This window comes from Rhizobium sp. BK376, from assembly GCF_004341625.1.
Classification (GTDB): Bacteria; Pseudomonadota; Alphaproteobacteria; order Rhizobiales; family Rhizobiaceae; genus Rhizobium.
Map to the genome: position 1 here is coordinate 1 of NZ_SLZG01000018.1, position 19935 is coordinate 19935.

Annotated in this window: 18 protein-coding genes and 1 pseudogene; 11 read left to right on the top strand and 8 right to left on the bottom strand. The window is 60.5% G+C overall.

The annotated features are described in order from the left end of the window. Positions 1-393 (top strand): annotated as a pseudogene (locus tag EV561_RS27910) (xylose isomerase); the annotation flags it as partial. 111 nt (positions 394-504) lie between these two features. Here the strand turns inward: EV561_RS27910 and EV561_RS27915 are convergent. Then, positions 505-999 (bottom strand): TetR/AcrR family transcriptional regulator, encoded by a 495-nt coding sequence (locus tag EV561_RS27915; RefSeq protein ID WP_132526615.1) that lies wholly within the window; start codon positions 997-999, stop codon positions 505-507. 107 nt (positions 1000-1106) lie between these two features. Between EV561_RS27915 and EV561_RS27920 the strand changes: the two genes are divergently transcribed. Both EV561_RS27920 and EV561_RS27925 read left to right on the top strand, forming a co-directional pair. Further along, positions 1107-1874 (top strand): SDR family NAD(P)-dependent oxidoreductase, encoded by a 768-nt coding sequence (locus EV561_RS27920; RefSeq protein WP_132526617.1) that lies wholly within the window; start codon positions 1107-1109, stop codon positions 1872-1874. A 215-nt stretch (positions 1875-2089) separates the two neighbouring features. After that, positions 2090-2551 (top strand): hypothetical protein, encoded by a 462-nt coding sequence (locus EV561_RS27925; RefSeq protein WP_132526619.1) that lies wholly within the window; start codon positions 2090-2092, stop codon positions 2549-2551. A 53-nt stretch (positions 2552-2604) separates the two neighbouring features. Here EV561_RS27925 and EV561_RS27930 read toward each other — a convergent pair whose 3' ends face one another. Then, complete coding sequence (locus tag EV561_RS27930) at positions 2605-3636, bottom strand: LacI family DNA-binding transcriptional regulator (protein ID WP_132526621.1); 1032 nt, start codon at positions 3634-3636, stop codon at positions 2605-2607. A gap of 164 nt (positions 3637-3800) precedes the next feature. Here EV561_RS27930 and EV561_RS27935 point away from each other — a divergent pair, with 164 nt between their 5' ends. The 3 genes from EV561_RS27935 to EV561_RS27945 all read left to right on the top strand — a co-directional run bounded on the left by EV561_RS27935 (position 3801) and on the right by EV561_RS27945 (position 7494). Then, the gene (locus EV561_RS27935) at positions 3801-5324 is read left to right on the top strand and encodes a sugar ABC transporter ATP-binding protein (protein ID WP_132526623.1); all 1524 of its coding nucleotides are present in this window, start codon (positions 3801-3803) and stop codon (positions 5322-5324) included. Between the two features lie 82 nt (positions 5325-5406). Further along, positions 5407-6411 (top strand): ABC transporter permease, encoded by a 1005-nt coding sequence (locus EV561_RS27940; protein ID WP_132526625.1) that lies wholly within the window; start codon positions 5407-5409, stop codon positions 6409-6411. 135 nt (positions 6412-6546) lie between these two features. Beyond that, entirely contained in the window at positions 6547-7494 is a 948-nt protein-coding gene (locus EV561_RS27945) for a substrate-binding domain-containing protein (RefSeq protein ID WP_132526627.1), read from the top strand. A 54-nt stretch (positions 7495-7548) separates the two neighbouring features. Here EV561_RS27945 and EV561_RS27950 read toward each other — a convergent pair whose 3' ends face one another. Continuing rightward, positions 7549-9318: a tetratricopeptide repeat protein gene (locus tag EV561_RS27950; protein ID WP_132526629.1), complete on the bottom strand. Its 1770-nt coding sequence runs from the start codon at positions 9316-9318 to the stop codon at positions 7549-7551. Between the two features lie 290 nt (positions 9319-9608). On the opposite strand from EV561_RS27950, the gene EV561_RS27955 reads away from it, so the two are divergent. Together EV561_RS27955 and EV561_RS27960 are read left to right on the top strand one after the other, a co-directional pair. After that, on the top strand, positions 9609-10661 hold the full coding sequence (locus EV561_RS27955; RefSeq protein ID WP_132526631.1) for a sugar phosphate isomerase/epimerase: 1053 nt from the start codon (positions 9609-9611) through the stop codon (positions 10659-10661). Positions 10662-10832: 171 nt separating this feature from the next. After that, positions 10833-12020, top strand: coding sequence for a Gfo/Idh/MocA family oxidoreductase (locus EV561_RS27960; protein WP_132526633.1), 1188 nt, complete (start codon positions 10833-10835; stop codon positions 12018-12020). 332 nt (positions 12021-12352) lie between these two features. On the opposite strand, the gene EV561_RS27965 is transcribed toward EV561_RS27960, so the two are convergent. Continuing rightward, positions 12353-13600, bottom strand: coding sequence for a D-arabinono-1,4-lactone oxidase (locus EV561_RS27965; RefSeq protein WP_132526635.1), 1248 nt, complete (start codon positions 13598-13600; stop codon positions 12353-12355). 215 nt (positions 13601-13815) lie between these two features. On the opposite strand from EV561_RS27965, the gene EV561_RS27970 reads away from it, so the two are divergent. Continuing rightward, the gene (locus tag EV561_RS27970) at positions 13816-15189 is read left to right on the top strand and encodes a GH1 family beta-glucosidase (RefSeq protein ID WP_132526637.1); all 1374 of its coding nucleotides are present in this window, start codon (positions 13816-13818) and stop codon (positions 15187-15189) included. Positions 15190-15285: 96 nt separating this feature from the next. Then, positions 15286-15837 (top strand): NADPH-dependent FMN reductase, encoded by a 552-nt coding sequence (locus tag EV561_RS27975; RefSeq protein ID WP_132526639.1) that lies wholly within the window; start codon positions 15286-15288, stop codon positions 15835-15837. An 18-nt stretch (positions 15838-15855) separates the two neighbouring features. Here the strand turns inward: EV561_RS27975 and EV561_RS27980 are convergent, their stop codons facing one another. Further along, entirely contained in the window at positions 15856-16797 is a 942-nt protein-coding gene (locus tag EV561_RS27980; protein ID WP_132526641.1) for a rhodanese-related sulfurtransferase, read from the bottom strand. A 135-nt stretch (positions 16798-16932) separates the two neighbouring features. Here EV561_RS27980 and EV561_RS27985 point away from each other — a divergent pair, with 135 nt between their 5' ends. Next, the gene (locus tag EV561_RS27985) at positions 16933-17934 is read left to right on the top strand and encodes an alpha/beta hydrolase (RefSeq protein WP_245512993.1); all 1002 of its coding nucleotides are present in this window, start codon (positions 16933-16935) and stop codon (positions 17932-17934) included. Here the strand turns inward: EV561_RS27985 and EV561_RS27990 are convergent. The 3 genes from EV561_RS27990 to EV561_RS28000 form a co-directional block, all read right to left on the bottom strand. Beyond that, positions 17889-18434, bottom strand: coding sequence for a VOC family protein (locus tag EV561_RS27990; protein WP_132526643.1), 546 nt, complete (start codon positions 18432-18434; stop codon positions 17889-17891). The genes EV561_RS27985 and EV561_RS27990 overlap by 46 nt on opposite strands. 82 nt (positions 18435-18516) lie before the next feature. Next, a complete protein-coding gene (locus tag EV561_RS27995; protein ID WP_132526645.1) occupies positions 18517-19425 on the bottom strand; it encodes a CHAD domain-containing protein in 909 nt (302 codons plus the stop codon). Next, positions 19415-19888: a CYTH domain-containing protein gene (locus EV561_RS28000; RefSeq protein WP_132526647.1), complete on the bottom strand. Its 474-nt coding sequence runs from the start codon at positions 19886-19888 to the stop codon at positions 19415-19417. The genes EV561_RS27995 and EV561_RS28000 overlap by 11 nt, the downstream gene beginning before the upstream one ends. Between the last annotated feature and the right edge of the window lie 47 nt (positions 19889-19935).

The window sequence follows — 19935 nt, forward strand, 5'->3', positions numbered from 1 at the left end:
ACCGACCAGTTCCCGAACAACGTTCCGGAAATGGCGCTGGCTTACTACCACGTTCTGGCAGGCGGCGGCTTCAAGAACGGCGGCACCAACTTCGACGCCAAGCTGCGTCGCCAGTCGCTCGATCCGGCAGACCTTTTGATCGGCCATATCGGCGGGATGGATTGCTGCGCCCGCGGCCTGAAGGCTGCCGCAAAGATGATTGAGGACAAGGCCTTGTCGCAGCCGCTCGCAGACCGCTACGCCGGCTGGGATTCTGCCGAAAGCCAGAAGCTGCTGCGCGGCGAATACTCGCTCGACGAGATCGCCCACTGGGTCGAAAGCAGGGACATCAACCCGCAGCCGAAGTCCGGCAAGCAGGAACTGCTGGAAAACGTCGTCAACCGCTACGTTTGATTACGGGTTTGACTTTTGAAGAGAGCCGGGGAGCGAGAGCTTCCCGGCTCTTTTTTTAACTTAAGGCGGCCTGCCCGACCGGCCTCGGTATATGGGACGTGTCCGGGCCGATCAGCCTGCGACCTCGTCGAAAATAGCGGTCTCCCCAAGCGCATTGGCGACAAGCATCGCGCCTTCCAGATTGGCCAACAGCTTCATGGCCTCGCGTTGCGACAGACCGGCATTGACGAGCGTCTCGACACCTCGCTGGAAAAAGCGCTTCGCCTCGGCAAGCACTTCCTCCGGCAGGTCTTTCGCTGCGGCGGCAAGCGCGCCGCACAGGCACATTCGGCCGTCCTCCACCAATGCCTTGCGAAACACGCGGTGCCAGGATTCGGCCGGAGCCAGACCGGCCTTGCCGGCTTCGGAAACCGCCTCTGCGAAACGATCCGTGTAGCGACGCGCAACGGCTGCCGCCAACCGCTCCTTTGTCGGAAAATGATAATGAACGCTGGAGCTCTTCACCCCGACGTCGGCTGCGATTTCCCGAAAGCTGAAGCCGCTGTAGCCAGCCTCCCTGATCCGCCGTTCCGCCGCATCCAGAATTGCATTTGCAATGTCACTCATTGAATCACCTCTCTATCTTTCGATAGATAGAGATTGCCAAAGCGAAACGCAATCGGTAAACAGGTCTTCGCAATCTATCTATCGATAGATAAACAAAGGAGCCCACAATGCGTTTTGAAGGAAAAGTGGTTGCCATTACTGGTGGCGGCTCGGGTATCGGTCGGGAAACAGCGGCGCGATTCGTGGCGGAAGGCGCGATGGTCGCCATTAATGGCCGCGACGCGGCCAAGCTCGAAGGGGCGGCGCGCGAAATCGATCCGACAGGCAGGAAGGTCATCGTTTCGGCCGGCGACATCGCCAATCCCGCGACGGGCCAGGCGCTTGTCGATGCCGCCGTCTCTCGCTTCGGCAAGCTGGACATTCTCGTCAACAATGCCGGTGTCTTCAATCCGAAGCCATTCATCGAACTGACCGAGGCCGATTACGACTGGTATCTCGATACGATCCTCAAGGGGAAGTTCTTCACCGCACAGGCCGCCGCCAAGGCGATGAAGGACAGAGGCGGCGCAATCGTCCAGACCGGTTCGATGTGGGCGATCCAGGCGATTGGCGCCACGCCGTCGGCCGCCTATTCAGCCGCAAATGCCGGTGTCCATGCCATGGTGCGCAATCTCGCCATCGAACTTGCGCCCTATAAGATCCGTATCAATGCCGTCGCACCGGCGGTCGTTGAAACGCCCGTCTACAATACCTTCATGTCCGCCGAGCAGGTGAAGCAGGTGCTTCCGACGTTCGACGCCTTCCATCCGCTCGGTCGCAATGGTCAGGCGAAGGATGTCGCCGATGCGATCCTCTTCCTCGCATCCGATCAAGCCTCATGGATCACCGGCACAGTGCTTCCCGTCGACGGCGGCGTGACCGCCGGTCGCCAGTAAAGAGCGACCGGGATAATAGGTCGAGAGGGGCCGGAAATCTGTTTTCCGACCCCTTCCCAGGATAACAGTTTTTTGGGCATACCATTTGCTGATGTTTTTGGTCCCCACCGGAGCGGCGGCGAAAAGGAAGTAGTGCTCTCCGCTGCAGACCAGTGAGTGTCAATTTGTAGCCGGCGTTACGACGTCTGTTTCCCGTGGCCGGTGGAGAACTAAAGGTGGATAATGTCAAGCGCGAGCAGGCTTTCGCAGATTCGATAGACTGCCGATTTCCATATTCGAATTTGGCTGCCGCTGCCGCTCTCATTGAGGAAGCGCGCTCCATATCCGTGAATGCCGTCTTTTGTATCTTTTACGAAATCGTGTGTCCGCCTCGTTCTCGGCGAACGGAGCTAAGTCGCGAGAGGCAGCGCGAATTGCTGTTCTTGCTGACTCAAGACTTTGAACATCCACTTGTCGATCGACTGGTTGAATTCGCTGCCCGTATCATAGAAGGCCGAAAGATAGCCGCGAATGAGGCCGTGGGGATCATTGCAGAGATAGGAAAGTTCGACGGGCAATATGCCGCCTTGGCCGCCGTATCGAGCCTCGCTTATGATGCACTTGGCGAAGATTTCGGCGCCTTGGACGCGCTTGAGGATGAGCTTAGGAAGAAATGGGACGCTATGCCGGCGCGTTAGATTGCCGGGCTATCGGCGCCTGTCGGTAATCGCCTTACTCGCTGTCCGTGGTCTTACCGCTTCTCCCACCCCTTCGCCGGCGCAGAGACCGAGTTCCGCACCACCAGATCCGGCCTAAGCAGAATTTCCGTCTCGGCCGGGCGGCCGTCAGAGAGCAGTTCCAGCAGCAGGGCCATTGCGTGTTTGCCAATCATTGTGCGGGGCTGGCGGATGGTGGTCAGCGGCGGGGACATGAATACGGCCTGGGGGACGTCGTCGAAGCCGGTCACGGAGAAATCGCGGGGGATGTCGTAGCCGCGGGCGCCGAGGCCGATCATAACGCCGATGGCCGTCTGGTCGTTGACGCACATGAAGGCGGTCGGCAGCGTGTCGCGCATGAAAAGCTGCTCGACCGCGTGCCTGCCGCTTTCGATCGTGCCATCGCCTTCGAGCACGATGCGCATATTCATCGGCACACCTGATGCGTTCAGCCCGGCATCGTATCCCTGGCGGCGGCGGCTATAGGCGAGGCGGGTGCGGCTGTCGCCGATGAAGGCGATCTTGCGGTGGCCTTCGGCAAGCAGCAGGTCGACCGCCTTGCGGGCGCCCTCCATATCGTCGACGCCGACATAGGGTATGCCGCCGTTGAAGACGGGCTCGAAGACGCCGACGCTCGGCGGAAGGCGGGCGGTCATCGTCTGATGGCCGAAGGGCAGGATGCCAGTGAAGAGGATCAGGCCGGCCGCCTGGTTGGAATTGAAAAATTTCAGATATTCCAGGCCGCGCTGGGCGTCGTTCTGCGTATGGCCGATCAGGATGCCGTAGCCATGGGCACGCGCCTCGTTCTCGAGACCCACCAGAATATTGGAAAAGTTGGGGTCGCCGATATCGGGCGCGACGACGAGGATCATGTTGGAGCGACCGAGCCTGAGGCTGCGCGCCATGGCGTTTGTCGTATATCCCGTGATCGCAATCGCCTGGTTGACCTTCAGCCGAGTGGAATTGGCGACTTTTTCCGGCGTGTGGATAGCCCGCGAGACGGTCGCGATGGAAACCTCGGCGATCCGAGCGACGTCTTCGATTGTTGCGGGCGTGGAATTCGACACTGCGCTCTGCCTTGGCTGTCTCGCCGCACACTACACAGACTGACCGGCAGGTCAAAGGCGGGTTCCGCAGGATCTGTGTATATCAATGATGTAAACCTTTACATGAGGTATGTAAAGGTTTACATATGGTCTCGAAGCGGATGGGAGCCGCAGGGGAGGACATCATGACCGTGGAGACTGTGGACGCTGCGCCAGTGGTGCTGTCGGCTCGGCGCATCTGCAAATCCTTCAGCGGCGTGCAGGTTCTTTTCAGTGTCAATTTCGACCTCAGGGCCGGCGAAATCCATGCGCTGATGGGCGAGAATGGTGCCGGAAAATCGACCCTGGTCAAGGTGCTCTCCGGCTTCGAGCAGCCAAGCTCCGGCGAAATCATTCTCGACGGCAAGCCGGTGGTTCTGCCGCCCAATGGCGCGGCGGAGGCGATGGGCATCGTCATTATCCATCAGGAATTCAATCTCGCCGAACATCTGACCGTGACCGAGAGCCTGTTTCTGGGGCGGGAAGTCACCCGGTTCGGCGTGCTCGATCGCAAATACATGCGGGGGCAGGCGCGCAAGATTCTCGACATGCTCGGTTCGCATGTCGATGAGAATGCCTTGATCAGCACGCTTTCGATTGCCGACAAGCAGATGGTGGAAATCGCCAAGGCGATCAGCCGCGACGCGCGTGTCGTCTTCATGGACGAGCCGACGGCGGTGCTGTCGCGCGAAGAAACCAAGATGCTCTTCAAGCAGGTGCGCAAGCTGCGCGATCAGGGCACGAGTTTCGTCTTCGTCTCGCACAAGCTGGACGAGGTGATGGAGTTGACGGATCGGGTCACGGTCCTTCGCGACGGGCAGTGGGTCAAGACAGCGCCTACTTCCATGCTGGACGGGGAGTCGATTGCCCAGCTTATGGTCGGGCGCGAGCTTTCCAGCCTCTATCCGGCTAAGGCCGAGCCCAATGTCGATGAAGAGGTCGTCCTTCGCGTCGACGGTGTTTCGACGGGTTATGTCCAGGATGCGAGCTTCGAAGTGCGCAAGGGCGAGATCATCGGCTTTTCCGGCATGATCGGCTCCGGCCGCACCGAGCTCATGGAAGCGATCGCGGGCCTCAGGACACGCGCTGCCGGCGAGGTGTTCATCAAGGGGACGTCGGTGCCGTCAGGTGACGTCCATGCGGCCAACAAATGCGGCCTTGCCTACATGACCAAGGATCGCAAGTCGAAGGGCCTGCTGTTGCGCTCCAACATGATGACCAATCTGACGCTGCAGTCGCTCGGCCAGCATTCCCGTCACGGCTATCTCAGTCCCGGCAGCGAGGCGGCGGCGCTTTCAAAGGCCAAGCGCCGCTTCGATATCCGCGTTCGCGACAGCAATATCGTTGCGGGCCGCATGTCGGGCGGAAACCAGCAGAAGCTGCTTCTCGCCAAGGTCATGGAGACCGAGCCCGACATTATCATCATCGATGAGCCGACGCGCGGCATCGATGTCGGCACGAAGCAGCAGATCTATCATTTCATTTCGGCGCTGGCGCGCGATGGCCGGTCGATCATCGTCGTGTCTTCGGAAATGCCCGAGATCATCGGGCTTTGCACGCGGGTGGCCGTGATGCGGGAGGGGCGGATCGTCGGCGTGCTCGAGGGAGAAGAAATCTCCGAACAGGAAATCATGCGTTATGCCGCAGGCCTGAAAAAGCAGGCGGCCTGAGGTTGAGCGACGCGTACCGCTAAACGGCGGCGCATTGGGTCAAGAATCCCAGCAAATTTGGGACGGGAGGTTGGTTTTGGAAATGAGTGCGAGCGAGGAGACCAGGGAAATCCGACGGAGATCCTGGCGGGATGTCGACCTGCGTGCCGTGGCGCCCTTTGCGGCCCTGGCTCTGCTCCTCATTGTGGGAGCGCTGGTCAACCCGAATTTCATCGGCATCACCAATCTTGCCAATGTCGCCACGCGCTGCGCTTTCATCGCGATCATTGCCGTCGGCGCTACCTTCGTGATCTCGGCCGGTGATCTCGATCTCTCCGTCGGCTCCATGGTGGCCTTCGTCGCCAGCCTGATGATCCTTCTCATCAATTCCGGCGTCATTCAAAATCCGGTCATGATGCTGGTCGCCGCTGTTGTCTTCACCGTTGTCGCGGGTTCGCTCTGCGGGCTTGCGAACGGGCTGATCACCACGGTGGGCCGGATCGAGCCTTTTATCGCGACGCTTGGCACGATGGGCATCTTTCGCGGCTTGACGACATGGTTGTCGCAGGGCGGGGCGATCACCTTGCGTTCCTCGGAAATCCAGAATCTCTATCGTCCGGCCTATTTCGGCAGCATCGCCGGCGTACCGATCCCGATCGTCGTGATTCTGGCTGTGACCGCCGTTGCCGCCTTCATTCTCTACCGCACCCGCTATGGCCGCCATGTCGTTGCTGTCGGGTCGAACAGCGATGTGGCGCGCTATTCCGGCATCGCCGTCAACCGCGTGCGGACGATCGCCTTCGTGATCCAGGGCCTCTGTGTCGCGATCGCCGTCCTGCTCTACGTGCCGCGCCTGGGGTCGACCTCGGCGACGACGGGCATCCTGTGGGAGCTGCAGGCGATTACCGCCGTCGTCGTCGGCGGCACGGCGCTCAAGGGTGGGGCCGGCCGTGTCTGGGGCACGATCTGCGGCGCCTTCATCCTCGAACTCGTCGGCAATATCATGCTGCTTTCGAATTTCATCAGCGAATACCTGATCGGGGCGATCCAGGGCGCGATCATCATCATAGCCATGCTGGTTCAGCGCTCGCTGGTGCGCAAAAGCTGAGTTTAACCGGGCCTGACTGAATTGGCCTGACTGAATTGGCTTGACTGAATTGGCTTGATTGAAATTGGCCGGGCTATCGGGGCGGCGCGGTCTGGATATGGAGAAGTCCCTGACGTTTTTTGGGAGGAGAGTAGTATGCGCAAACTTATGTTAGGTCTGGCGGTGGCGGCGGTAACGCTTGCCGGCGCCGCTCACGCCGAAGACAAGAAGTTCACGATCGGCGTGTCCATTCCGGCTGCAGACCACGGCTGGACATCGGGCGTCGTGTTTCATGCCAATCGCGTCGCCAAGCTCTTGATGGCTGAGCATCCGGGTCTGAACGTCATCGTCAAGACCTCGCCGGATGCGGCGAGCCAGGCAAACGCCGTTCAGGACCTGGAAACCCAGGGCATCGACGCGCTGGTCATCCTGCCGTCCGATCCGGATCCGCTCGTCAACGCGATCAAGGAAGTCAAGGACAAGGGCAAGTTCGTGGCACTCGTCGACCGTGCGCCGAGCAACAACGACAACTCCGTTCGTGACCTCTATGTGGCCGGCAACAATCCGGCGCTCGGCGAAGTCGCCGGCAAGTACATCAAGGACAACACGCCGGACGCACAGGTCGTCGTCATCCGCGGTCTGCCGATCCCGATCGACCAGCAGCGCCAGGACGGCTTCGACAAGGGCATTGCCGGCTCCAACGTCAAGGTTCTCGATCGCCAGTACGGCAACTGGAACCGCGACGACGCCTTCAAGGTCATGCAAGACTACCTGACCAAGTATCCGAAGATTGATGTGGTCTGGTGCCAGGACGACGACATGGCCGTCGGCGTGCTGCAGGCGATCGATCAGGCCAAGCGGACCGACATCAAGTATGTCGTCGCCGGCGCCGGCTCGAAAGACATGGTCAAGAAGGTCATGGACGGCGACAAGCTGATCCCGGTCGACGTTCTCTATCCGCCGGCAATGGTCGGCACGGCAATGCAGCTGACCGCTGCTTCGCTCTATGATCAGGTTCCGGTTCGCGGCAACTACATCCTCGATGCGACGCTCGTCACAAAGGATAATGCCAAGGACTTCTACTTCCCGGATTCACCGTTCTGATCCGTCTGCATTCCAAGGCGCCCGTCCGAAAGGACGGGCGTTTTCTGTTTGCGGCTATCCCTGCAGGCCGGCCTTTGCGAGGTCCGCAACGAACTGGTCGACGAAGGCCTCCGTCATCACGGGGTGATCGCCGAAGAAGAATTCCGCCCGCGCCTGCGCGAGGGTCATTCCGGGGCGGAAACGCTGTAGCCTTGCAATCGTCTCTCGGGCCTCGTCGATCTTTCCCTGCCGGCCCAGGATCGCCGTCAGGACGAGTGCCGGCCAGAATGTGACATTCGGAGAACGCAGCGATGCGCGCGCCGCCTCGGCCGCCTCGTCCATGCTGTTCAGTTGATAATGCGCGAGCGCGAGCATGTTATGGAAAGTCCACATATGCGGGTCACGCGGGCTCAGCCGAAACGCCTCCCTGATTTCAGGTATGCCCTCTTCAGGCCGCTCGGCGTAGCACATGGCCTGACCCAGCGCGAAGTGCGCCTGGGCGAAGCTGTGATCCAGTTTTATCGCGGTGCGAAGATGGGCGATCCCGGCTTCGATCGCGCCGTCAAGCGCAAGCGCCCGGCCAAGGGCCAGATGCGCGGCCGGTTCCTTCTGGTCCACCGCGATCGCGCGCTCGGCCAGATCGATCGCATCGCATATGTGATCCGCCCGTTCGTCAAGCGGCCCGTACCAGCCAAGCTGAATATGGACATAGGCCAATCGTGCGTGAGCCTGCGCAAATGTGGGATCGATGCCGATTGCCTGCTCGAACAGGTCCTTGGCGATCTCCAGCTCCTCGCGCGTGAACTTGTAGAGGTGCCACAGGCCCTTCAGGTAGATCTCCCAGGCGGTCATGTCGACGATCGAGCGCCCGCGAAGCGCTGCGAATTCGATCGCGCCGAGTTCCGGCTCGATCGTTCCGGTGATCTCGGAGGCGATCTCGTCCTGCACGTCGAAAATATCGGCCAGAGTGCGATCGTAGCGTTCCGCCCACAGCAGGGTGCCGTCGCTGCCGCTCAGCAGCTGCGCCGTAATGCGGATCTTGCTCTCCGATCGCCTGACGCTGCCTTCCAGCACATATTTCACGCCGAGGTCTTCCGCGACCTTTCGCGCATCGATCGACCGTCCCTTGTAGCTGAAGGACGAATTGCGGGCAGCCACAAGCAGCCAGCGGCAATGGGCAAGCGTTGCGATCAACTCGTCGGTAAAGCCGTCCGAAAAGTGTTCCTGTCCTTCCACGTTCGATCTGTTCACAAAGGGCAGGACCGCAATCGACGGCCGGTCCTGGACCGGCAGCGGAGCATTGGACAGCATGCAGGCGACGATTTCCTCTCCCTGTGGAGACCAGCACCAGATGCGCACCGGATGGTCGGTATCGTGGAGCCTGCGGTTGCCGAAGTCGGTCGCGTGGAATTCCAGTTTCGAGCCGATCTGATCGCGAACCTGCTGGGATACGCAGACCCCGCCCGGCGGCGCGAGCCGCTGCAGCTTCGCGGCGATGCTGACGCCGTCGCCGAAGATGTCGTCACCTTCGGCCAGAATGTCGCCGATATGGACGCCGATGCGCCAGAGCATTCGTCGCTCAGGCTCGACGCTCTCGTTGCGCAAATGCAGTGCTCTTTGGAGGTCCATCGCGCATTTCAGCGCGTCGATGACGCTGGCGAATTCCGCGAGTGTGCCGTCGCCGACAAATTTCACGACGCGCCCGTGGTTTTCGGTGATTGCGGGCACGATGAGTTCGGTATTGTGGGCTCTCAACGTCGCAAAGGTTCCGGCTTCGTCGAAACCCATCAGCCGGGAGAAGCCGACAACATCGGCATCCAAGATTGCTGCCAGTCGCCGCGTCATGCGCCAACCTCCTGGTCCGGAAAGAGTATCACGGCATGGCGGGAAGTCCATCGAAACGAGTTCCGACCCGGTTGTCAGGCTTCGGTTCGGCCGCGAGAGGGGCAGGGGAAGGCGAGAAATGCGGTACGTACATCTTGCGGCCACAGGCATGCCGTGATTAAGTCGGGCACCTTTGATTTCCGCCCTCAGGGGCAGATTGGCTGTTTGGCCGAAATCGACTTGCCGACAGCAAATTGCGTGGTAGAACTCTATCGGAAACGTTTACGTTCGTCATTCAGGGAGGAATTGACATGAAAACGATCAAGGGCCCCGGCCTCTTTCTCGGACAATTCGCAGGCGATGCGGCCCCGTTCAACTCATGGGACGCCATCACCAAATGGGCGGCTGATGCCGGCTATGTCGGCGTGCAGGTTCCGACCTGGGCGAGCCAGCTGATCGACCTCAAGAAGGCGGCCAGCTCCAAGGACTATTGCGACGAATTCGCCGGCAAGGCACGCGAGAACGGCGTCGAAGTGACCGAGCTTTCCACCCATCTGCAGGGCCAACTCGTTGCCGTGCATCCGGCCTATGACGAGGCCTTCGACGGCTTTGCGGCGCCGGAAGTGCGCGGCAATCCGAAGGCACGGCAGGAATGGGCCGTCGAGCAGGTGAAGATGGCGATCACAGCCTCCAAGCACCTCGGCATCAAGGCGCATGCGACCTTCTCCGGCGCGCTCGCCTGGCCCTTTATCTATCCCTGGCCGCAACGTCCGGCCGGTCTCGTCGAGACCGCCTTCGAAGAGCTTGCCAAGCGCTGGACGCCGATCCTCAATCATGCCGACGAAAACGGCGTGGATGTCTGCTACGAAATTCATCCCGGCGAAGACCTGCATGACGGGATCACCTTCGAGATGTTCCTGGAGCGCGTGAAGAACCATCCGCGCGCCAACATGCTCTACGACCCCTCTCACTATGTGCTGCAGTGCCTCGACTATCTCGACAACATCGACATCTACAAGGACCGGATCAAGATGTTCCACGTCAAGGACGCGGAATTCAACCCGACCGGCCGGCAGGGCGTCTATGGCGGCTATCAGGGCTGGGTCGAGCGCGCCGGCCGCTTCCGCTCTCTGGGTGATGGCCAGGTCGATTTCGGCGCGGTCTTCTCGAAGATGACGGCGAATAATTTCGATGGCTGGGCCGTGGTCGAATGGGAATGCGCGCTGAAGCATCCGGAAGACGGTGCCCGTGAAGGTGCCGAATTCGTCAAGGCACACATCATCCGCGTCACCGAAAAGGCCTTCGACGATTTCGCGGCCGGCGGAACGGATCAGGCGGCCAACCGGCGGATGCTGGGGCTCTAAGAAGACCCCTCCCCAACCCCTCCCCACAAGGGGGAGGGGCTAAGTTGCCGCATCGTCGGCGCTTCAAATGGGCCGAATGCAAGCCACGAGTCTTCTCCCCCTTGTGGGGGAGATGCCCGGCTGGGCAGAGAGGGCCCTGTTTCCAGCAAGTATATTTTCGAGGAGGATAGAATGACAATCGAAGGATCATCGGAAGAAGCGCGCGAGCCGCGCATCCGGCTCGGCATGGTCGGCGGCGGGGCCGGCGCGTTCATCGGTGCGGTGCACCGCATTGCTGCACGCATCGACGACCAGTATGAGCTCATCGCCGGCGCGCTGTCGTCCACGGCCGAGAAGGCGATGCAGTCCGGTCGCGACCTCGGGCTCGCTCCCGATCGCACCTATTCCAGCTATCGCGAGATGGCGATCCGCGAGGCGAAGCTGAAGAACGGCATCGAGGCTGTTTCCATCGTTACGCCGAACCACGTGCATTATGATGCTGCCAAGGAATTCCTGCGCCGCGGCATCCATGTCATCTGCGACAAGCCGCTGACCTCCAATCTTGCCGATGCCAAGAAGCTGAAGAAGATCGCCGATGAAAGCGGTGCGCTCTTCATCCTGACGCATAATTACACCGGCTATCCCATGGTCCGTCAGGCCCGCGAAATGGTCGCCAATGGCGAGCTTGGCGATATCCGGCTGGTGCAGGCGGAGTATCCGCAGGATTGGCTGACGGAAGCCGTCGAGCAGACCGGCGCAAAACAGGCCGTCTGGCGCACCGATCCAGCGCAATCGGGCGTCGGCGGCTCGACCGGCGATATCGGCACCCATGCCTATAATCTCGGCGCCTTCGTTTCCGGCCTGGAACTCCACAGCCTTGCCGCCGATCTGGACAGCTTCGTCGAAGGCCGCCGTCTCGACGACAATGCCCATGTCATGCTGCGCTTCAAGCCGAAGGGTTCTGAAAAGCCGGCTAAGGGTCTGCTCTGGTGCAGCCAGGTGGCGCCCGGCCATGAGAACGGCCTTAAGGTTCGCGTCTATGGCACCAAGGGCGGCCTCGAATGGGTCCAGGCTGACCCAAATTACCTCTGGTTCACGCCGTTCGGCGAGCCGAAGCGGCTGATCACCCGCAATGGCGCCGGATCGGGTGCCGCCGCCGCCCGCGTCAGCCGCGTTCCGTCAGGTCATCCGGAAGGCTATCTCGAAGCCTTTGCGACGATCTATACGGAAGCCGCACGCGCCATCAACGCCGCCAAGAAGGGCAAGGCCGTCGATCCGGCTGTCGTCTACCCCACCGTCGATGACGGCGTGAAGGGCGTCGCCTTCGTCGAGGCCTGCGTGGCGTCCTCGAAGCGCAATGGGGCCTGGGTTAAGGTCTGAAGCCTCCCCTGGCTACCTTTGAGGTATGAAAATGGAAATGGGAACGGATGCAAATCCGTTCCCATTCTGGCTTTAGGCTTTTGAAACTGCCGTGAATTCGTCCTTGTGCTGATCTGAAAGTTGGCCGCCTGTCCCCGCCCTATCTTCCTCCGTCATTCCTGTTCTTGTCACGGGAATCCAGCCACGGCGCGTCTGCGCCGTGAGAAGACCCTCTTCGACCCAAGGACTTGGGCCGGCTGGATCCATGTCACAAGGACAAGGATGACGAGCGGAGAGGTTGCAGCTCGACCCAAGCGATCAGCCCTTTGTCAGCAATTCATGTAGAGCCGAGACTAGGACGCCCCGAAGACGACCTTCTCCAGCCACGGGTTGGAGAATTTGCGCTGCGGATCCATGCGGTCACGCAGCCGCGCGAAATCGGCGAGCTTTTCGTAGCGCGCGCCGATGTTGCCGAGCGTGAAGACCTTTCCCCAGTGCGGCAGTGCATCGAAAGGCGACAGCGCCTGTTCGACATGGCCGACAGCGACGTTTACCGCCTCCTGATCTTTGATCCAGGTAAAATGGATCGATAGGGTGTCGCGTTGGTATTGCGGGCTGAGCCATAGTTCATCGGCGGCGGTGGTGCGGAATTCTACGACCTGTACCAGATGGGCAAATTTGTCCCGGATCGACAGCAGAGCCTCGATTGCCACTGCTCCTTTCTCTCTCGGAACATGGAATTCGGACTGTATCTCTTCACCGTTGCTGGGTGTGAAGCCCATCTTGAAATGCGGCAGCCGGTCCGACCAGCGGCCGTATTCGCTCAGCTGATCGGTGGCGTTGCGCGGATCAAGCCCGATGATCGGGTGACGCTTCTCGGTCGAGCGGTGAGCGCCATGAAGCATTGCAGGCAGATCGTCCGACGGTGCGGTGCTCTTCAACCAGATGGCGCCTGCCTTTTCGGCCCATTGCGTGAAGACGCTGACGCTGTATGCCGCACCCATGATCCCGTCGAGATTGGCCAGCAGGCTGTCCCAGGCAAGACCTTCGTAAACCGTTTGTGCTACCTGGAATTCCGGCCGGACATCCAGCGTCACGCGGGTGACGACGCCGAGCGCGCCGAGATGCACCACCATGCCGGAGAAATCCGGATCGCCGCGCTTCGCTTTCACGATACTGCCATCGCCGGTCACGAATTCGATGCCTGAGATTGCGGTGGCGAGATTGCCGTTGCTGATACCGGAACCATGCGTGGCTGTGGCGATCGCGCCGGCGATCGAGATATGGGGCAGGGATGCGAGATTGTGGATCGCGAGACCATGCTCATGCAGGAAGAGGGCGAGTTCGCCATAGGTGGAATGCGCGCCGACGGTGACGTGCTTGCCATCCGCTTCGATGACAGGATCGATCGGGACTTCTGCCAGCGACAGCGCCACGTCGCCGTCGACGATGCCGTTGAAGGAATGCCGCGATCCCAGGACCTTTATCCTGGACGCTTGCGACACAGTCACGCAAACGGCCTCCAGCGAGGAGGGATAGAGGCAGTCGCGGAAGCTGTAGTGAAAACTCTCTGACCAGTTGGCGGTGGGAACGCGTTTCATGAACCAAACTTTCGTGAATCCGGATGGTGCACTATAGCCTTCGCCCCGGCAAAGTCGAAGGCCGCGATCGGTTGTCCGCCGTAATCCTCATATAAAAACAACTATCTACTGCAACGTTACAGTTTTGCCGTTTCCATACTGTACAATCGCGGTTGGCTTGACTACACCATTGCCCAAAATCTGGCCTCAGGGTGCAAACAAGGATGGGACTCGAGATGATTGATCCAAAGAGCTTTGCCGATCGTTTTCCGGGCGATTTCACATTCGGTGTGGCGACTGCCGCCTTCCAGATCGAGGGCGCGTCCAAGGCCGATGGCCGCAAGCCGTCCATCTGGGACGCCTTCTGCAACATGCCCGGACGTGTCCATAACCGTGACAATGGCGACGTTGCGTGCGATCACTATAACCGGCTGGAACAGGATCTCGACCTGATCAAGGAGATGGGCGTCGAAGCATATCGCTTCTCGATCGCCTGGCCGCGCATCATCCCTGAAGGCACCGGCCCCGTGAACGAAAAGGGCCTCGACTTTTACGACCGGCTGGTCGACGGCTGCAAGGCGCGCGGCATCAAGACCTTTGCGACGCTCTATCACTGGGATCTGCCGCTGATGCTCGCCGGCGAGGGCGGCTGGACGGCGCGCTCGACGGCCTATGCCTACCAGCGTTATGCGAAGACCGTTATGGCGCGCCTCGGCGACCGACTTGATTCCGTTGCGACCTTCAACGAGCCCTGGTGCATCGTCTGGCTTGGCCATCTCTGGGGTCTGCATGCGCCGGGCGAGCGCAATATGCAGGCCGCGCTTTATGCCATGCATCACGTCAATCTGGCTCATGGCCTCGGCGTCGAGGCGATCCGGGCGGAAGCGCCGAAGGTTCCGGTCGGGCTGGTGCTCAATGCTTCGTCGATCATCGCAGGCTCGGACAGCGAGGCCGACAAGGCAGCGGTCGAGCGGGCGCATCAGTTCCACAACGGCGCCTTCTTCGATCCTGTTTTCAAGGGTGAATATCCGAAGGAGTTTCTCGAAGCGCTGGGCGACCGCATGCCCGTCGTCGAAGAGGGCGACCTGAAGATCATCAACCAGAAGCTCGATTGGTGGGGCCTGAACTATTACAAGCCGGACCGCGTCTATGACGACGCCTCCAAGTCAGGCGATTTCCCCTGGACCAAGGAAGCGCCGCCGGCCAGCGACGTCAAGACCGATATCGGCTGGGAGATCTATGCGCCGGGCCTCAAGCTGCTCGTCGAAGACCTCTATCGCCGCTACGATCTGCCGGAAGGCTACATCACCGAGAATGGCGCTGCCTACAATATGGGCGTCGTCAAAGGAGAGGTCGATGATCAGCCGCGCCTCGACTATTACGTCGAGCATCTCGGCATCGTCTCCGACCTGATCAAGGACGGTTTCCCCCTGCGCGGCTATTTCGCCTGGAGCCTGATGGACAATTTCGAATGGGCCGAAGGCTATCGCATGCGCTTCGGCCTCGTCCATGTCGACTACCAGACGCAGGTCCGCACGGTGAAGAAGAGCGGCAAATGGTATCGCGAACTGGCAAGCCAGTTTCCGAAGGGGAACCATAGGGCGGGGTGAGAACCGCCCTTCCTTTTCCCGCAAAGAGGCTCGCGTTGTTTCGTGAGCCTCGGGAAAGCGATGGTGCGACTCGGCATCCCCGACTAAACAGGGTCCATGTCCGATCGTAGCCTCTTCCTCTATGCCCTTTGCGGTAGCCAGCGCCGCGTCTCTACGAGCCGCCGGCTGTTGGAGGCGCTGCGCGATCATGCGCCCGAGAGCATTTCGATCGAGATCTGCGATCTAATCGGCGATCTACCGATCTTCAATCCGGACGATGAGGGAGAGCGGACGCCTGCTGATGTCATCGCGATGGCGGAGAAAATCCGGGCGGCGGACGGATTGATCGTGTCCTGTCCCGAATATGCCCATGGCATTCCCGGCGGCTTCAAGAATGCGCTTGACTGGCTGGTGTCGCGCGATGAGGTGCCGTTCAAGCCCCTTATGTTCGCCCATGCCTCGCATCGCGGCGATCTGGTGCTGGCGCTACTCACCGATGTCCTCAGCACGATGTCGCTGCATATTGTCGAGGAAGCATTTCTGCGGCTGCCGCTTGCCGGCAAGACTGACGAAGCGCAAGCGGCATTGGTGGACGAGGCGGCGCAGGATGGCGTGCTGAGGACCAGCCTTGAGCGGTTCCGCCGCGCAATCGAGGAGCGAGCCGGTTAGCTGCGGACTGCGTCAGCCTCAGCTGCCGATATGCCGCTCGCCGCGCTTCTTTGCCAGTGCCACCTGCTTCTGGCGTTCGCGGAAACGGTGGCGGTCTTCGTCGGAGCGCTCGTGATAGCAATTGCTGCAGGAGACGCCTTCCTCGTAATAGGGCGAGGTTATCTCTTCCGCCGTGATCGGGTTGCGGCAGGCGTGGCAGAGCTTGTGATTGCCTTCCTTCAGGCCGTGCTCGACGGAGACGCGCTCGTCGAAGACGAAGCAGGCGCCCTCCCAGAGGCTTTCTTCCGCTGGCACTTCTTCCAGATATTTCAGGATGCCGCCCTTGAGGTGATAGACCTCGTCGAAACCCTGCTCCTTCATGAAGGCCGTCGCCTTTTCGCAGCGGATGCCGCCGGTGCAGTACATGGCGATCTTCGGCTTGTTGTGCAGGCCGGGATTCTGCTTCACCCATTCCGGAAATTCGCGGAATGTCTTGGTCTTCGGGTCGACCGCGCCCTTGAAGACGCCGATTGCCGTTTCGTAATCGTTGCGGGTGTCGATGACGATCGTGTCGGGATCGGAAATCAGCGCGTTCCAATCCTTGGCCGCGACATAGGTGCCGACCACCTTGTTGGGGTCGATGTCCTCGACGCCCATGGTGACGATCTCTTTCTTCAGCTTCACCTTCATGCGCACGAAGGGCATCTTCGAGGCCCGGCTTTCCTTGTGTTCAAGGCCGGCGAATTCCGGCTGGGCGCGCAGGAAGGAAAGGAGAGTGCCGATGGCCGCATCCGTACCGGCAATCGTGCCATTGATGCCCTCATGGGCCAGAAGCAAGGTGCCCTTTACGCCGTTTTCGTCGCACAGCGCCTGCAACGGCTCGCGCAGGTTTTCGAAGCGCGGCACGGACACGAAATGATAAAGGGCTGCGACGAGAAAAGGGCTCGTCGTGGACGCCGGTGAACTGAAGATGTCTGTCATGGGCCCGGAAATACAGCTTGTCAGCCTTTCGTGCAATCGGGATTTCTCGATGTGCCCGTGGCGGGCTTGGCGACGGGGCTTCCATCACGCGGGCCGACTCATGCTAGCCTCGGCCGCATTGCCGAGGAAATAGTCGTGACAGTGATTGGTTTTCGAAAAGGAACAGCATTCGACGGGGATCGCCCCAACTGGGAGGGGACCGGTCCGCGGCCGCTCGGCTGGGCGGCCTGGTATCCGGCGGCGGGCGAACCGCCGAAAGACGAGCCCGCCAGGGAGGGATGGTTTTCAAATCCGTGCGTTGCCCGCGATGCTGCGATCGACCGAACCGAGCAACCCTATCCGCTGGTCCTTCTGTCGCATGGAAGCGGTGGTTCGGCGAGCAACCTTGCGTGGCTCGCCCATCACCTGGCCGATAACGGGTTTGTCGTTCTTGCGGTCAACCACCATGGGCATACCGGGGCAGAGCCCTATCGCGCGGAGGGTTTTCTTTGCCTGTGGGAGCGGGCGAGGGATTTGAGCGTGCTGCTTGATTCACAGGATTGGCTGCAGGCGCTGCAAGTGCAGGTGGATATGGACCGGATATTTACGGGCGGCTTTTCGGCAGGAGCCTATACCACGCTCCTGCTTGCCGGTGCGATAGCGAAGTTTTCGCAGTTCGATCCTGCCAATCCATTTCGTGGCTCCAATCGTGGCCCACTGGAGTTTCCTACAGTCGCGGACGAGATTCCGGCTTTGCTCGAAAGCAGCACGGTATTTCGCGACTCCTGGGCGCGTGTGTCGCATTCTTATCGGGATGATCGCTTCAAGGCCTTTCTCCCGCTTGCGCCGGGCCGGTCCGTGCTCTGCTTCGATGAGGAAAGCCTTGGGCGAATAGATCGCCCGGTCCTCGTGGCAACCGGTGGATCGGATAAAATCGCGCCGGTGAAACAATGCTCGCAATGGCTTTGCGATCGTATCGACAGGGCTCAGTTGGAAACCATAAGCGGAGCCGGCCACTATATCTTTCTTCCCGAGCCCACGGAGAAGGGGCTCAAGGAACAACCGCAATTCTTTTCGGATTCTCCCGGCGTCGACCGCAGGTCTGTCCACGATCATGTCGCAGACCTGGCGCTTGCTCTCTTCAAAAGCCCGCGCTGAAAAGACACCCGCTGACCGGTGATTCCTCGACGCTCTCGCCACGTCGACCAGGGCTGCATTCCGAACGCCGCATCCGGCTCGTCGTCGAGAACGCAGATGAGTTCGATCGAATGCCCGTCCGGGTCCTTGAAATAGAGCGACAGCGCCGGCACCCAGCCGATGACGATCGGCTCGCTCACCGGTTCGCCATGGAAACCGAGAGGCTGGACGCCGCGGGCTTTCAGGAGGGCCGGGGCAAGGAGAATGTCGTCTTTCCTCATGTGCAACGCGATGTGGAGCCGCATCTGCAATGGCCCGCTTCCGGTTTCCCAAAGGCCGAGCATGCCAGTCTTCTTGCCTCCCACCCAGAAGAAGGCGATGCGCCGCTCCTCGAAGCGCGCCGCCAGTTCAAGGCCCACGACCTCCTGGTAGAAACTGATCGATGTTTTCAGGCTGGAGACGGTGAGGTGGGTTTCGTAAACCCCCAATATAGGCGGCATCGGGGCAATGTTTGCAGTCATCTTGTCCTCGGCAATGTGGTTGTCCATCACGATTGCAGAGGCTAAGACCTCAACATAAGTTGAGGTCAAGGGGTCATGAAGATCAATTTCCGACGAGCACCCAGAGCAGTTCGATGCGCTCGGATTCCGCCTCCGGATCGTCCGCGAAGACAGCCTCGGCCTGCAGCAGCGCCTGCCGGCGCGTTTCCTGCTGGCGGGCAATGATGGCGTCGAGCAGATGCGCAAGATCGTCGTTGCGGGAGAAGAGCTGCGGTTCGGCTTCCACCAAGCCAGAGAGGACGTCGAGGTCGTGGACGTGGCCGAGAAGATCGGCCAGTTGCTTGCCAGCGGTGCGCTTGGCCTTCATTGCGCTCGGCCAGGCATGGTGCAGCAGGGCCTGGTACTGGCGATAGTCCTGCGTCCGCTTTCGCAACTCGTGAAAGGCCTCGGCGGACGCCTCGCCGTGGCAGTCCCCGATGGCAGCCTGCGCCCGGCGCATCGTCTTGCGCCAGCTCTTGGCAAGCATGCGGGCGACCTTGTGATGACTGTCGTCGAAGGAAACGTCGTCGAGTGCTGCAATCGCCTCGCGCAGGATATCGGCCGTATGCAGCAATTTCTGATCAAGTCCGCTTTCCGCCTCGGCCAGCCAGTCCCGGCGCGTCTTCAATGCGGCGACGATCCGGCCCAGCGCTTCCGCCTCTTCCGGGCCGCGGGCATTGTCCCTGAGATATTTTGCTGTTCCGATCAGGGCGGTCGCATCGCGGATTGCGGAGAGCTCCTTGGCTGCATCGCGCAGCCTTTCATTCTCGCGCTTGCGGAAATCGGGAGCGGCCCGGGCGACGAGACGATAGAGCGAGCGCACCCGCTTCAGGTTCTTTCGGAAGGCATGGACAGCTTCATGCGATCCGTCCGGACGTTCTTCCAATGTCGTTATTGCATGCTGCAGCTGCGATGCCGCCGCGTTCCGGAATGCGAGGGTGAATGCTTCCCCCGGCTCAATTCTAAAGCTCATAGTCGTTTTGACCGTATTGCGTGGCAAGCGCCTGGTTCGAGTAGCGATATTCACCTGTCACCTCCTGGCCAAGCCAGTCGGGAAGCTCGGGATTGTCGTCTTCGGATTTCATTTCCACTTCGGCAATGATCAGGCCCTCATGCGCGCCCATGAAGACGTCGACCTCCCAGGTGAAACCCTTGTAGGGTACCAGATGACGCTTTTTCTCAATGACGAGGCCGATTGCGGCGCACATCAACTCCTTGGCGTCAGTAGCGGCGATGTCGTACTCGAACTCGTCGCGCGTCAGCGATCGGCCAAGTTTGATGGTGATGGTCGCGACCTCTTCGTTGGCTAGCCGCACCCTGACACTGCGGTCCTCCATAGATGCGATGTAGGCCTGCCGGAAGTGTTTGACTTCGGAAACAGAATTCCGCCAACGATCGTCGCGAACCAGAAATTTGCGCTCGATCTCTTTTGCCATGGAAATGCTCCGCCTCGCATCCGTAACGATAACACTAGCCGAAGTTT

What these genes read in the sequence shown, in the direction of transcription:
- EV561_RS28000 (WP_132526647.1), bottom strand. Translation starts at nt 19,888, where the DNA reads ATGGCAAAAGAGATCGAGCGCAAATTTCTGGTTCGCGACGATCGTTGG.
- EV561_RS27975 (WP_132526639.1), top strand. Translation starts at nt 15,286, where the DNA reads ATGTCCGATCGTAGCCTCTTCCTCTATGCCCTTTGCGGTAGCCAGCGC.
- EV561_RS27990 (WP_132526643.1), bottom strand. Translation starts at nt 18,434, where the DNA reads ATGACTGCAAACATTGCCCCGATGCCGCCTATATTGGGGGTTTACGAA.
- EV561_RS27955 (WP_132526631.1), top strand. Translation starts at nt 9,609, where the DNA reads ATGAAAACGATCAAGGGCCCCGGCCTCTTTCTCGGACAATTCGCAGGC.
- EV561_RS27935 (WP_132526623.1), top strand. Translation starts at nt 3,801, where the DNA reads ATGACCGTGGAGACTGTGGACGCTGCGCCAGTGGTGCTGTCGGCTCGG.
- EV561_RS27995 (WP_132526645.1), bottom strand. Translation starts at nt 19,425, where the DNA reads ATGAGCTTTAGAATTGAGCCGGGGGAAGCATTCACCCTCGCATTCCGG.
- EV561_RS27920 (WP_132526617.1), top strand. Translation starts at nt 1,107, where the DNA reads ATGCGTTTTGAAGGAAAAGTGGTTGCCATTACTGGTGGCGGCTCGGGT.
- EV561_RS27960 (WP_132526633.1), top strand. Translation starts at nt 10,833, where the DNA reads ATGACAATCGAAGGATCATCGGAAGAAGCGCGCGAGCCGCGCATCCGG.
- EV561_RS27915 (WP_132526615.1), bottom strand. Translation starts at nt 999, where the DNA reads ATGAGTGACATTGCAAATGCAATTCTGGATGCGGCGGAACGGCGGATC.
- EV561_RS27965 (WP_132526635.1), bottom strand. Translation starts at nt 13,600, where the DNA reads ATGAAACGCGTTCCCACCGCCAACTGGTCAGAGAGTTTTCACTACAGC.
- EV561_RS27950 (WP_132526629.1), bottom strand. Translation starts at nt 9,318, where the DNA reads ATGACGCGGCGACTGGCAGCAATCTTGGATGCCGATGTTGTCGGCTTC.
- EV561_RS27980 (WP_132526641.1), bottom strand. Translation starts at nt 16,797, where the DNA reads ATGACAGACATCTTCAGTTCACCGGCGTCCACGACGAGCCCTTTTCTC.
- EV561_RS27970 (WP_132526637.1), top strand. Translation starts at nt 13,816, where the DNA reads ATGATTGATCCAAAGAGCTTTGCCGATCGTTTTCCGGGCGATTTCACA.
- EV561_RS27945 (WP_132526627.1), top strand. Translation starts at nt 6,547, where the DNA reads ATGCGCAAACTTATGTTAGGTCTGGCGGTGGCGGCGGTAACGCTTGCC.
- EV561_RS27940 (WP_132526625.1), top strand. Translation starts at nt 5,407, where the DNA reads ATGAGTGCGAGCGAGGAGACCAGGGAAATCCGACGGAGATCCTGGCGG.